General features: G+C 38.8%; 10 protein-coding genes and 1 CRISPR repeat array (1 of these 11 running past the window's edge). Of the genes, 4 read left to right on the plus strand and 6 right to left on the minus strand.

What is annotated here, in order from left to right; all coding sequences use genetic code 11:
- A CRISPR array of direct repeats spans nucleotides 1-2436; the repeat unit is 30 nt; unit sequence GTTTCAATCCCTCTAAGGCCTGATTTTAAC (it extends 907 nt beyond the left edge of the window).
- Between the two features lie 309 nt (nucleotides 2437-2745).
- The 5 genes from cas2 to MSBRW_RS03715 form a co-directional block, all read right to left on the minus strand.
- The gene (gene cas2 / locus MSBRW_RS03695) at nucleotides 2746-3009 is read right to left on the minus strand and encodes a CRISPR-associated endonuclease Cas2 (protein WP_011305343.1); all 264 of its coding nucleotides are present in this window, start codon (nucleotides 3007-3009) and stop codon (nucleotides 2746-2748) included.
- A gap of 36 nt (nucleotides 3010-3045) precedes the next feature.
- Nucleotides 3046-4047 (minus strand): type I-B CRISPR-associated endonuclease Cas1b, encoded by a 1002-nt coding sequence (gene cas1b / locus MSBRW_RS03700; RefSeq protein WP_048102388.1) that lies wholly within the window; start codon nucleotides 4045-4047, stop codon nucleotides 3046-3048.
- Nucleotides 4048-4088: 41 nt separating this feature from the next.
- A complete protein-coding gene (gene cas4 / locus MSBRW_RS03705) occupies nucleotides 4089-4688 on the minus strand; it encodes a CRISPR-associated protein Cas4 (RefSeq protein ID WP_011305341.1) in 600 nt (199 codons plus the stop codon).
- A 13-nt stretch (nucleotides 4689-4701) separates the two neighbouring features.
- Nucleotides 4702-5442 carry a CRISPR-associated endoribonuclease Cas6 gene (cas6, locus tag MSBRW_RS03710; RefSeq protein WP_011305340.1) on the minus strand — a complete coding sequence of 247 codons (741 nt, stop codon included), beginning with the start codon at nucleotides 5440-5442 and terminating at the stop codon, nucleotides 4702-4704.
- Between the two features lie 621 nt (nucleotides 5443-6063).
- Nucleotides 6064-6786, minus strand: coding sequence for a DNA alkylation repair protein (locus tag MSBRW_RS03715; protein WP_048102386.1), 723 nt, complete (start codon nucleotides 6784-6786; stop codon nucleotides 6064-6066).
- Between the two features lie 177 nt (nucleotides 6787-6963).
- Between MSBRW_RS03715 and MSBRW_RS03720 the strand changes: the two genes are divergently transcribed.
- Nucleotides 6964-7458 (plus strand): GNAT family N-acetyltransferase, encoded by a 495-nt coding sequence (locus tag MSBRW_RS03720; RefSeq protein WP_011305338.1) that lies wholly within the window; start codon nucleotides 6964-6966, stop codon nucleotides 7456-7458.
- Between the two features lie 175 nt (nucleotides 7459-7633).
- On the opposite strand, the gene MSBRW_RS03725 is transcribed toward MSBRW_RS03720, so the two are convergent.
- On the minus strand, nucleotides 7634-7990 hold the full coding sequence (locus tag MSBRW_RS03725; RefSeq protein ID WP_011305337.1) for a hypothetical protein: 357 nt from the start codon (nucleotides 7988-7990) through the stop codon (nucleotides 7634-7636).
- 403 nt (nucleotides 7991-8393) lie between these two features.
- Between MSBRW_RS03725 and MSBRW_RS03730 the strand changes: the two genes are divergently transcribed.
- The 3 genes from MSBRW_RS03730 to MSBRW_RS03740 all read left to right on the plus strand — a co-directional run bounded on the left by MSBRW_RS03730 (nucleotide 8394) and on the right by MSBRW_RS03740 (nucleotide 12506).
- Nucleotides 8394-9221, plus strand: coding sequence for an ABC transporter ATP-binding protein (locus MSBRW_RS03730; RefSeq protein ID WP_011305336.1), 828 nt, complete (start codon nucleotides 8394-8396; stop codon nucleotides 9219-9221).
- A gap of 413 nt (nucleotides 9222-9634) precedes the next feature.
- Nucleotides 9635-11446 carry a glycosyltransferase gene (locus MSBRW_RS03735; RefSeq protein WP_011305335.1) on the plus strand — a complete coding sequence of 604 codons (1812 nt, stop codon included), beginning with the start codon at nucleotides 9635-9637 and terminating at the stop codon, nucleotides 11444-11446.
- 55 nt (nucleotides 11447-11501) lie between these two features.
- Entirely contained in the window at nucleotides 11502-12506 is a 1005-nt protein-coding gene (locus tag MSBRW_RS03740) for a galactose-1-phosphate uridylyltransferase (protein ID WP_011305334.1), read from the plus strand.
- Nucleotides 12507-12787: the final 281 nt, after the last annotated feature.

Consider the following 12787-nt stretch of genomic DNA (forward strand, 5'->3'; position numbering starts at 1 on the left):
ATATCATGTCCTTGAAAGTTACGTGGTTTCAATCCCTCTAAGGCCTGATTTTAACCAGAGCGGAATGAGTAACAGTACTTTGTATTATGCGTTTCAATCCCTCTAAGGCCTGATTTTAACTTGATATCTATTCGTTGAAGCGATGGAGAACTTGAGGGTTTCAATCCCTCTAAGGCCTGATTTTAACTGTTTCACACCAAGGGAGTGTTTTCCATCCGAATATGTTTCAATCCCTCTAAGGCCTGATTTTAACTGCAATTTCCGTAAAAGATATTCTCGATATTGCAATGTTTCAATCCCTCTAAGGCCTGATTTTAACAGTGCTGCTACTGTGTCTATAAATGGTTTATAACTAAGTTTCAATCCCTCTAAGGCCTGATTTTAACAACTTATAGATTTTAAAGGGCTTCAAAAAGAATATCTGTTTCAATCCCTCTAAGGCCTGATTTTAACTATCTAACTATTATTGAGCTGTCAGAAACATACACGTTTCAATCCCTCTAAGGCCTGATTTTAACGTATAGCTTAGACAGACAATCGTTTTTGTTTTTATGTTTCAATCCCTCTAAGGCCTGATTTTAACTATATAAAATTTCAAGTTGGGGTTAAAGAAGAGCACGTTTCAATCCCTCTAAGGCCTGATTTTAACCATATTTGACATTTTAGATATTAAATTCACAGATTCGTTTCAATCCCTCTAAGGCCTGATTTTAACAACACAGGAACCAGTAGAACAGGATCACCTAAATTGTTTCAATCCCTCTAAGGCCTGATTTTAACTTATAATTCATGAGTTTCTTATTTACTTTCTTTATATGGTTTCAATCCCTCTAAGGCCTGATTTTAACCTGCATTGCTCGTCCCTCCGATATCCCATGAATCAAGTTTCAATCCCTCTAAGGCCTGATTTTAACCGACTTAAGACCAAACACTCCACTAAAATCATCATTGTTTCAATCCCTCTAAGGCCTGATTTTAACAAAGTTTAGTTTTATTGCCAATCATCCTAATCCTCGTTTCAATCCCTCTAAGGCCTGATTTTAACACTGCTATGGGTGTGACTGCTGGGAGCCAATTAAACGTTTCAATCCCTCTAAGGCCTGATTTTAACATCCTAATCCTCCAGCATTCCTTGAATACTTAGTTAGGTTTCAATCCCTCTAAGGCCTGATTTTAACTCGTAAAAGATGCTTATATAAAAAGTGGATTTGATGTTTCAATCCCTCTAAGGCCTGATTTTAACAGAGTAAAAACCCCTTGAAATCCTTCGGTAGCTGAGTTTCAATCCCTCTAAGGCCTGATTTTAACCAATTTTTTAAATCCGTACAATTGTTAGAATTATAGTTTCAATCCCTCTAAGGCCTGATTTTAACATTTTTCAATTGCTCCGCCGGTCACCGGTTGAACTCGTTTCAATCCCTCTAAGGCCTGATTTTAACACGTGTTGTACTCGGGAACTAAGAAGATTATTCCTAAAGTTTCAATCCCTCTAAGGCCTGATTTTAACTTTCCCACCCGTATTGTTTCACATCCGTCACATTCGTTTCAATCCCTCTAAGGCCTGATTTTAACATTTATACTTATAATTCTAGGAATTATTATATATTGATGTTTCAATCCCTCTAAGGCCTGATTTTAACCTCTTATCCATACTGCTTCGTGTCTATGTCCAGGATAGTTTCAATCCCTCTAAGGCCTGATTTTAACATATTTTTAAGGTTCATATGTGTTGCTCCAAAAAAGGTTTCAATCCCTCTAAGGCCTGATTTTAACGATACTAACAGGTGTCTGTGCATCGAGTTTTGACAGGTTTCAATCCCTCTAAGGCCTGATTTTAACCAGACCCGCAGGCAACCCCGACTAGCTGCTTCCAATGTTTCAATCCCTCTAAGGCCTGATTTTAACAAGGGGCTTCTTGATGAAAGATTAAGACTCCTAGATTGTTTCAATCCCTCTAAGGCCTGATTTTAACAGTATTTTGGGAGTTCGGGATATCCAGACTCAGAATAGTTTCAATCCCTCTAAGGCCTGATTTTAACTATCGTTTGCATTAAGAATATCAGTTATAGACACAGTTTCAATCCCTCTAAGGCCTGATTTTAACCTTTTGCGTGGATTCCGTCTGTTTCTCTCCATGCGGGTTTCAATCCCTCTAAGGCCTGATTTTAACACTAAATCAGGTCCGCCTGTATGATCATATCTTGCATTGTTTCAATCCCTCTAAGGCCTGATTTTAACGTTCGAGATCAAATGATAGATTATATTTTACTATTACGTTTCAATCCCTCTAAGGCCTGATTTTAACAAGGACAATACTTGCTGGATATATTTTTGATTCAACGTTTCAATCCCTCTAAGGCCTGATTTTAACTTTCTTTTGCTAGCCAGTCCTGAATTTCAAGTTCAGTTTCAATCCCTCTAAGGCCTGATTTTAACCAAGGAAATTTTCCCCGAATTTCAGATAAATTGGATGCTAAATCCTATCTCTAAAAAGAGTAAAATTCGGGCTTATATTGCTGTTTTTATGTGAGAATAGTTACATACGGTAAGATATAAAAGTATCTGTTTTTTAGGACAGATTCAACATGGGAATTCGGGGATTGTTCTTCTGGGAAAGTGTATATAAAGATCCCCGAAAGAAAATACAATTAATAATCAGCAGAGCGAATATCAAAAAGAAATATATAAAATAAGTTTTTGATTTAGCGTGTAGTCTCAATATAGGAGATTTGCAAGTATCAAGGCCTAAATAATGTTGCTGATATCCGCTTTTGGAGTTCCAAGGTTTTCAATCCCAAGGTACTTTTTATCTCTTGAGCTGTAGAATATAATGTGGTCCGAAGTCTCGTTAATTAGCTCCTTAAGCGTAGACTTAACTTTAAGGAGTTCGGCTTTTGTAAGTTCGCCTTCAAATACACTGTTCTGGACCCAATTCATATATTGTCTTAGAAAAGTTCTGACTTTGTTTACTCTGTCAACTCCCACATCATATACTATTACTACATACATGTTTACCACCTTAACTTAGCAACTTTCACTAACAGATTACCACCACATAACCAGAGGCTTATATTCCTCTGCTCCCAAAACATGCTTTGAAAGCTTATATAGCTCAAGCCGTATAAGCCGTTTGTAAGAGACACTCTGGTTCAGACCTTTGTGTTTGATAGTGGTCTTAAGTTTTTCATCGTATTCTTTAAGGAAGATTTTCTTCCCTTTTTCGCTAAGCAGCATATTCCCTATCTCTCCCCGGAAGCAGTTGCCGCCAAGCATGTTTTTGTTGACCAGTTTGAAAATGATCCTGTCTACCAGAATAGGCTTGAAAATCTCACTAACGTCAAGAGAAAGAGAAAATCTTCGCTCAAAAGGCTCATGCAGGTATGAAATTGTAGGATTAAGTTGAGTATTATAAATCTCGGAGAGAGTAGTGGAATAGACTAATGAATTTCCGAAACTTATGAGTGTATTCATTTTGTTTTCTGGTGGTCTTCGGGTGCGTTTTATTATTCTGTATTCCTCTGGGAAAATCTCATCAAGTGCGTTATAATAAAGCTCTCGGATTTTCCCTTCAGTTCTCATCATCGAAGGGACTGCTTTTGCACCCTCAAGGCAGGAAAGTTCTGACTCTATAGAAGTTGCATAACTTTCGATTGCTTCCTGAATATCCTCTCTATTCCTTGCATAGTACCTGAGATTCCTCAGGATATTCCCACAGGCACCCTCAATAAATTTTCCAGCCAGATAGAGTCGTCTTTCAGGGTTAAGGTAATGTTCTGCCTGTTGAATGACCAGATCTCCGCTGATAAGAGTTTCCCGTGGATACATTGAGCCCTCATAGAAACCGTAATAATTGAAAAAATGAATTGGAATACCCTCTTTAGAAAGGTAAGAAACGACCCCTGATGAAAAAGAAAGGTTTCCATAAGCAAAGATCGAACTGATTTTATTTATAGGAAGGATCTTCCTTCCCTCTTTATTCTCAAAATAAACCGTATTTTCTTTTCTCTTTAAAATTCCGTCCTGTAGAATATAAAAATCTTCTCTTATTTTTTTACCTCCTCTAGCATTTCATTAATTTTTTTGCTTTTTTATACTCTATCTCTATCCCCGCAAAAGCAGAACTCCTTGTAGGCGCATTTTGAACAGATTCTCTTGCGCTCTGGTGGAGGCATGGAGCCAAGAACTATATTTTTGATGTTTTTGATATCTTTTTCAGTGATGGCTTCATCCTCCGGGGTTAACTCTATTTTTTCAGTTTTATTCAAAAGAGGGTAATTTAAGACTCCCACAGCATCGATGCCTTTTTTCTTGAGAAAGTAAAGATAAAACAAAAGCTGAGCCCGATCGGCAACATCGATTTTTTTGCTTTTCTTTACTTCATGAATCTCAAGTTTCTTTCCGGTTTTAACAAAATCAATACTTATACCGTCAATAGTAATATTTTTTGAATTTTTCTTGTAGCGATCTTCATGTAGCATTTTTCCTATGGCGACATTATCGCTTTCTTTCTCAAGGCTGATATTATGAGAAAAAAGCCAGAGCTTTGTCTCACATACATGATAGTAATTGACTTTAACTCCGGTAATTCGAACTGATCCCAGGAAAACTTCTGCATGAATGCTTCTCTCGGGTTCAGATAGAGACCCATCGAAAGATTTCTCTTTCTCCTTAGTAGTCTCATCACTCAATCCTTCGACCTCCTTACTTTTGTTTCACTTCCAGAACATTGACACATCCGAACCCCATAGCATTTTTCTCACCCAACCCCGCATCATACGCAAACTGTAATAGTTCTGGATTTGCGGACAGGTACAGATTCATCAAACTGCAACGCCTGTAATTGTTTTCTATTTTTACTCTTTTGGGTTTGAAGCTTGGGATCTTAATAACTTCAAAAAAGTCCTTATCGATTTTTGATCCATAGAATTCTTCGTACCTGGCAACCAGATTTTTATGCAGGTTTTCATGGAACTTTGAGTCTTTTGGATACAGGTCAAACTCTACCAGCCTGTCATCCTGTTTTCTCTGGGTTTTTAAATAGATCGGAGAAAGAGTCCTGAAGGTACATGTATCCGAAAAATGTATTAAAGGAAGAACTTCAATTCTTTCAATTACGAAATTGGACTTATTTCCATTATTTCCAAGGAAAAATTCTGGTTCAATCAAAAGCCCTTCTGCAAAACTCCTTATGAACTCAGGATCGGGAGATGACAGGAAAAAATGAGCTTTCTTGAAATTTAATCCATTTTTTTCGGGAATTTTGTCTTCAAGAATAAGATTGGAAAACGTGTAGAATTTGAAGCCTTTTTTACTGTGAATCTTATTTGCAAGCTCTATATTAGAAGTAGCTAACTTCGAATATAACATTGAGGCAAGACCATACTGATAATCGTAATGGAGTGGCTCGGGAGATATTTTTCTGACACTTACCCTGCATCTCATAGATAACTATTGGAATGTTTCGTATTTATAGTTAAATGAAAATAATAAAAACAGTAAGTTTGAAGTGATTTTCTCGGAAAAGATTTAATGTTCAAAAAGATTTTATTTTTTCATCAGATTTCTCTAATCATTCACATTTTTTCTCAAAAAATGAAACTGAAAGCCCTTAAAAACTTTAAATAGTTATGTAAATTTTTAAAAAAATCAAGCTGGGGAGAACGTTATTATTAAAATGATTCAAAGTGTTAAATTCGTACCATGTCTGGATAAATAGAACAAAATACTTGTGAAGAGATCCTTTTAACTGTAACGTAGACCAAAATTGTGTGAATGAGCTCCTGCAGAATTGAGTTGCAGGCTAAGATACAGGAATAGAGGGGAACACCTGGGGAGTAAGGAACCAGGATACAATATGGGGGTATTGTATCGGGAAATAACCTTACTCCCTTCTACCTTTCACTTTTCGTCTATAATTTCTAATATTCTCTCATTTTTTGGGTTACTATAAAATTTTTCGGTTTCTGTAAAATTTCTCGGACTTTTACCTTCTTTTTTCTTATTCTTCCTTTATTCTTCCTTTATTCTTCCTTTATTCTTTCCTGATTTTTCTTGGACTTAGCTTTATTTTTTCCAGTTTTTTTCCATAGCTCTGGCTCTCAAATCCGGTGGCATTTTCTCGATTGCATATCTGAGAGCGGTTCTGGGCATCTCTTTTTTGTTATTCATCACGTATTCGAAGACTTCCTGCCTGTGGGATTTGCTGGCTTCTTTAAGCATCCAGCCGTAGCCTTTCTGGACCAGGTCATCTCTGTCTTTAAGCAGGAGATCGGAGATTTCAAAAACCTCGTTAAGAAAATTGCCTTTTCGGGCAGGCAGGATCAGGGTTACTGCAGCCGCTCGTCTTACCCACCGGTTGTCAGACAGGGCCCAGAGCTTGAGTTTTTCCACATATTCAGGAAATTTCTCTATAAAAGAGCCAACTGCATGGTTGCAGAGGGTGTCACACTTCGCCCAGTTGTTGACATAGTTTTCAACCCAGCGCTCAAAGGTAAAGAAATCATCCTCAGAGTAATCCTTTCTGACCAGGTAGGCCCAATTGGCTGCAATAAAGGCTTCCTCGCAGTAATCGGATCGAAAGAGTTCCTCACACAGGTCAAAGATTTCTTTTTTGTCTTCGGACTTTATTTGGTTAAAATAATTTTTCGCAATTCTTCCCACGAGCGCAGACTTTACTCCGTAGCAGTGGACTTCTTCTTTAAAAAAGCGAGACGAGCTGGCTTTTGTTTTCTCATCCACGTTAAGGGTTAGCTCCTCTCTGATCCTGGGTATAATATTGGGTTCCACAGTTCTCTATTTAATTGGAGGTGTACTTATATTTTATTTATATATTACCTTTTATTCGTATTAATTTACATTCTACTTCGATTACACTTTCAAAAATTCTCAGAATACTTTAAAAAGTGGTAATAAATAAAAACAGAGTCTGAAAACATTTTTCATAAAGAAATTCAATTCCTATTTATGCCCAGAGTAAAAATTCGCCCTCAAGAACTCTTTGATGCCAAATGTTTCTTTGATATAATTACACGTACAAATCTCGAGTTCATTGAGTTTCCTATAAAAACGCTTGAAGAAGAAAAGTATTTTCTGGGGCTAAATGAAACTAAAAGAAAGGCTAACTTTGAGTATAATTTCTCCATTCTTTATTATGGAAGACTTGTAGGAGCTTGCGGAATCAAGATCGACCAGCACAGGCCCTGGATAGGAGAAATCGGTTACTTCATTGACAGAGACTACCAGGGAATGGGGATTGCAACCGAAGCTGTAAGACAGCTTGAAAATATCGGGTTTGAGCAACTGGATTTACAGAGAATTGTCATCCTTATGGATATCAGGAACCTTGCAAGCGAGCGCGTGGCCCAGAAATGCGGGTACCAAAAAGAAGGCACAATGAAAAAAGTTCATCGCATAGGAGAAGATTATTACGATTGCTTCCTTTATGCGAAAACCAGGTAATGGATAAAGCACGCAGGGTGAAGGAAAATAAATCAGAAACGTCCGGACGGATGCCCGGTAGGAAAAATCAAGCAGTCTGGAATCTGCTGGAATCTGCTGGAATAAAAATTCAGTTCAGTCTGTAAACCTGTAATAAGGGACGGAAATACAGGTAGGTGGCGTAAGTCTGACTAAATCAGACAAGCCCTATGGCCTGTATAAGGCTGTTTCCATACCAGACAACCATAAGATTATTTGCGGTTACAAAGATCCCCACGGATTCTATAATATGTTTTGTGAGAGTCCACTTTCCCCTCGATGCTTTTATCAAAGGGGCTGCATAAAAAAGCAGGAGAATAAAACCTACTTTTACAAGTAAAAGATGATATATCCCGTAATTTTCCAGAATCATTGCAGGAACCGGATTATATTCCATACCCCGAGGTAAGGCACAAACAGTGGAGACCCAATCTCCGATTACATAGAAAAGAATAATAAAACGTATCTCGTAGAGATAGGAACTGAACGAACCTCGAGTATTGCAAACTTCCAACAAAGAACCCCCCAGAACTCTTCATTTTCCGGTAGAGGAAAACTATATTATAAGATTATATATACGTAAGAAACAAAAACAAGAAACTAAAATAGAGCTTGATAATTTTTAGAAAAAGCCTGCCAAAAATCTTTAGACAATTCAGGGCACGAAAACACATTAAATGGATGTAAGTATATCAGTGAACTTGTTACAGTTAGATGGTTGTACTCATAGATTTATTCAGGTTTATTATTTCCAATTACTATATTTTGAAAAAGTTAATTGTAAACTGTAAACAATTATATCTCAAAGTATATGTTAGTCTGTTCATCGGTAAAAATTAAAAAATTGAGTGAAATCTTAAATTCTCTGTATTCGTGTTCACGGGGTTCGTGAAACTTTTATCCAGATTTTCAGATAGATGGTAAAAATGACTCAAAACATGGACTTTCCAGGAAAGACTAATTTTCCTTTCCTGCTGGAACTAAAAAATGTAACCGTTGTCAGGGGCGGGAGAAAAATCCTTGATTCAGTGTCCCTGTCAATTGAGCAGGGAGAACATGTTGCGATTATCGGGCCTAATGGTTCCGGGAAATCCTCTCTGATCAAGACATTTACAAAGGAATATCACCCTCTTGCAGCAGCCGATGGGCTTGTTCTGAATATTATGGGCAAAGGGACCTGGAATGTCTTTGAGCTAAGAAAACTGCTCGGGATAGTCTCAGGAGACCTTCAGCAGACCTACTTCCGTCAGGTTAGTGTGCTGGATGTCGTACTCTCAGGGTTTTTCAGCAGCATAGGAATTTACTACAACCATGAAGTTACTCCTGAAATGGAAACCAGAGCAAGGGAAGTTCTTGAGTTTCTTGAAATTTCCCACCTTGAAGACAGGCTGATGTCCGAACTTTCCTCAGGAGAAGCCAGGAGGGTACTCATAGGGAGAGCTCTTGTACATGACCCTGAAGCCCTTATTTTAGATGAGCCTGCAAACAGCCTTGACCTAAAAGCCCTTCACAGCTTCCGCGAAATTGTCAGGAAAATTGCCAGCTCGGGAAAGAGTATCATTCTCGTTACTCACGCCCTTGAAGATATCATTCCCGAAATTAACCGTGTAATCCTCATAAGAAACGGAAAAATCTTCATGGACGGAAAAAAGCAGGAAATCTTGACCAACGCAAACCTCTCAGAATTGTTTTCCCTCCCGGTTGAAGTCGTGAGGAAGAACGGTTACTATCAGGCCCTGATCTGAGGAACCAGGCATGGATTAAAACAAAAAAGCTGACAAAATGAAAATATTAATGCAAACGTATTAAAAATCCAGGCTTGTCAGCAGTTCTCATTAGCAGTTAAAGCTTATCAACAACTCTGTAGTATCAGAACAAACTGATACTGCGTTCTGCTTCTTATCAATGTCCTTAACAGATCTCGCCTTTTTTATGTTTTTTATGTTTTTTCTTTTTTCTTTTTTCTTTTTAACCTTTATCTATTTTCAGTTATTCTAACAGTCTCGATTCCTAAACTTCAATATTTCCTTCACACACCCTACATTCTTTAAAAGTTTATCTTCCGATTGATACACTTTAATACTTATACGTGAATTTAAACATAAGCTATAACCGAATGGCTATAACTGAATGGCAAAAGGTCCTGGGGGATTAAAATTTGGAAAAGCATTTTGTCATAATTGCCGGAGAAGAAGCAGGCCCTAAGTCAAATAAAATGGGCGGGATCTGGAATGTGATTCATGAAGAAGCACAAACCCTTGCTGCTCTTTTCGATTCAGGGCAATTGGATACAAAAGAAGATAAAGAAATACTTGTTGTGGGTCCTTATTATGCGCACAGGGGCGCGGACTGGAATCGGGGGTTAAACCGAATTACGGAGATGGAGGAATTTGACTCCCTCAACCCTGGCGAAGAACTCCGCAAAAGTCTTGAGTCCCTTGAAAACTTAGGTATCAAGGTGTTTACAGGATGTAAGTTCGTAGGGAGAATGAAAATAGGCTATTTGCAGTTTCAAACCTCTGATTTTGGAAAAATACTTTCCATGTATCAGGGAAAGGAGATGAACCTTGAAAGCAGGATCAAAGCTGAAGCCTACGAGCACTTTGGTCTTGATTCCCTGAGATATGAAAATATGTCAAATGGGCTTGAGTATACCCATTACCTATGCCTATCCTATGCGATTTCCGAGCTTGTCAGGCTCCTTATCAACACAGCTTCGGAAAGTTCCGAAACCTTTGGTGCAGCTTCAACTCATGGTCCTATTCACTGTCCAAGGGTCTCTCTGCACTGCCACGAATTTGGGGTATTTTATGCGCCAGCCAGGCTTAAGAAACTTGGGATTCCAGTAAATACTGTTGCAACTCTGCACGCGACTCTGCCTGGAAGGACTGCAGGATACAATACTATCCAGAAAAGAAGGAATAATGACAGCACATGGCCTTCAGGCGTGCCTGAAAACCTGGCTGCCCTTGAAGCGCTGGCTGCATATGCTGATACGGTTACTGCAGTAGGAGAATCGACCCGACAGGAAGCAAGGCTCTTTTACGGGATTAATGGAATTGTGATCCGAAACGGAATTACTATAGAATCCGACAAGATAAACTGGGACCTGAAAGAAAGCTCCCTTAGACGAATCCAAAAATTCCTTTCCGAAAACCTGTATAAGTACCACGGAGGGGAAAGGATCGAACCCGAAAAGATAATCCCAATTTTCACAATCTCTCGTCTGGAGGTGGAAAATAAAGGATATCCGGATCTTCTCGATTCCCTTGTTGCGCTTGAGCACATAATAAAAAATAACATTCTCGAAGGGCATATGCAGGAGGAAATCAGGGTAATCTGTTTCCTTGTTACGGCTGAAGGGTCCAAAACAAATCTGCCGTCAGGATTTCCTGTAAACCTGCCAAAAGAAGTGCTTGTAGGAAACGAACTGAGAATCCAGCAGATGATTGAGGATAGGGGGCTGGATTTTTCGAAAATGGTAAGGGGAAAACGCTCGGTTGCAGCACTTTTATACCCCCAGATTCTTTCAAGCTCGGATGGAGGGTTGGGTATGGAAGTTGAGGAATTTATGGCAGGCTGCTGTGCAGGTATTTTTCCCTCGCGTTATGATCCCTTCCTGCTCACAGGGCTTGAAGCCGGAAAAGAAGGAACTCCAAGTGTGGTCAGTCGGGTATGCGGCTTCAGTGATGCCATAAAGACAATTGAGTCCCTTAAAGAAGCGCTTGGAGGAGTGATAGTAGTAGACAATATAGGTCTTTCTTATTACGAAACAGTCCTTGACTACGCCCTGGCAGTCAGTTATTTTACACGGAATTTCATAGAAGATAGGGTGAAGTATAAACTCCTCTGCAGGGAAGCTTTCCTCCTTGCAAAAGATATGGACTGGAAAGCTCCTACTGAACAGTACTATGAACTGATAAGTGGGGCTCGGTTCTGTAAAAAAGAAAATGCTGCTGGCAGTAAATAAAAAAAGTTAAAATATCAGGAAAAAAACGAAAAAAGTATAATGAGGTTTTCCTGAAATGTCAGAAATCAGAAAGCATTACTTTCTTTCCGAGTACTGTATAATTGCCGAAGAAAGAGCTAAAAGGCCTTCGGATTTTGCAGTCGCAGACGAAGGCAGCGGGAAACACAGCTCTAAAAACTGCTTTTTCTGTGGAGGAGCCGAGGAAAATACTCCTCTTGCCACTGCTGTTTATAAAAAGGGGAAAATCTATTCCGATACCCCTGAAAAAAGAGTACGTAACTGGGATTTCCGCTGCTTTCCGAACCTTTATCCTGCTCTTTCACCTGTGCCTGACTCCCCAGGCCAGAAGGAAAAAGGGCTGCAAGCTGAACCCGGGTATGGTTTTCACGAAGTTATCGTAGAGACACCTTTGCATGGGAGAAGGCTTGAAGATTTTTCTAATTCTGAAATTTCAGCACTCATGCAGGTCTATAGAGACCGTACATGCAGTTATGCAACCCGTGAAAATATACGCTACGTTTCCCTGTTTAAAAATTCCGGGGAAAAAGCAGGGGCTTCGATTAATCACTCTCACAGCCAGCTTCTTGCCCTGCCTTTTTGTCCTTCTCCTCTGTCAAGGGAATTAAAGGTTATCAGGAATATCGAGGAATGCCCTTACTGTGCCATTTATGACCTGGAAAAGGCTTCTCCACGTTTAATATCTAAAAACAGCGAATGGATAGCCTTTACTCCTTATTCCTCAATGGGACCATTTGAAGTGTGGTTCCTCCCCCAAAAGCATGTCAGTTTTCTTGGTGATTGTAGTGACAAACTTCTTTTTGCTCTGGGGGATATTCTGAAAGCCATTCTCAAAAGTTATGGACGAATTCTTGGAAATCCACCCTTTAATTATATGTTTTACCAGCTTTCCGAATCTCCTGAATATCACCTGAACCTTCGTTTGCTCCCCAGGATTTCTATTCATGCGGGTTTTGAACTCGGTACAGGAACTTATATTAATACGGTTCCTCCGGAAAGAGCAGCCTCTTATTTGAAGGAAGGCCTTACGCATGGAGAATGAGGCTTGTAAAACAAACTGGGAAAGACGAGCGAAGTGAACTATTTTAATTTCTAATTTAAGTTATGGCAATAATTTACAGATATGTTTATCTACCATTAAAAAGGAATAAAGTTAGTAAAGTATAAAACCAGATTCTTAATGCAAAAATTATTTTTATGTCACGTAAATCAAAGTCATACTCCTTTTGTTTTATACTACTAGTTGAAGGCTTAAGGGGTATAGAATTGTAGAAAGATTCTGGTGAACTGGATTCAGTAAAGTTGAGATTATTATAACTGAAT

This window comes from Methanosarcina barkeri str. Wiesmoor (assembly GCF_000969985.1).
GTDB classification, from domain to species: Archaea; Halobacteriota; Methanosarcinia; order Methanosarcinales; family Methanosarcinaceae; genus Methanosarcina; species Methanosarcina barkeri_B.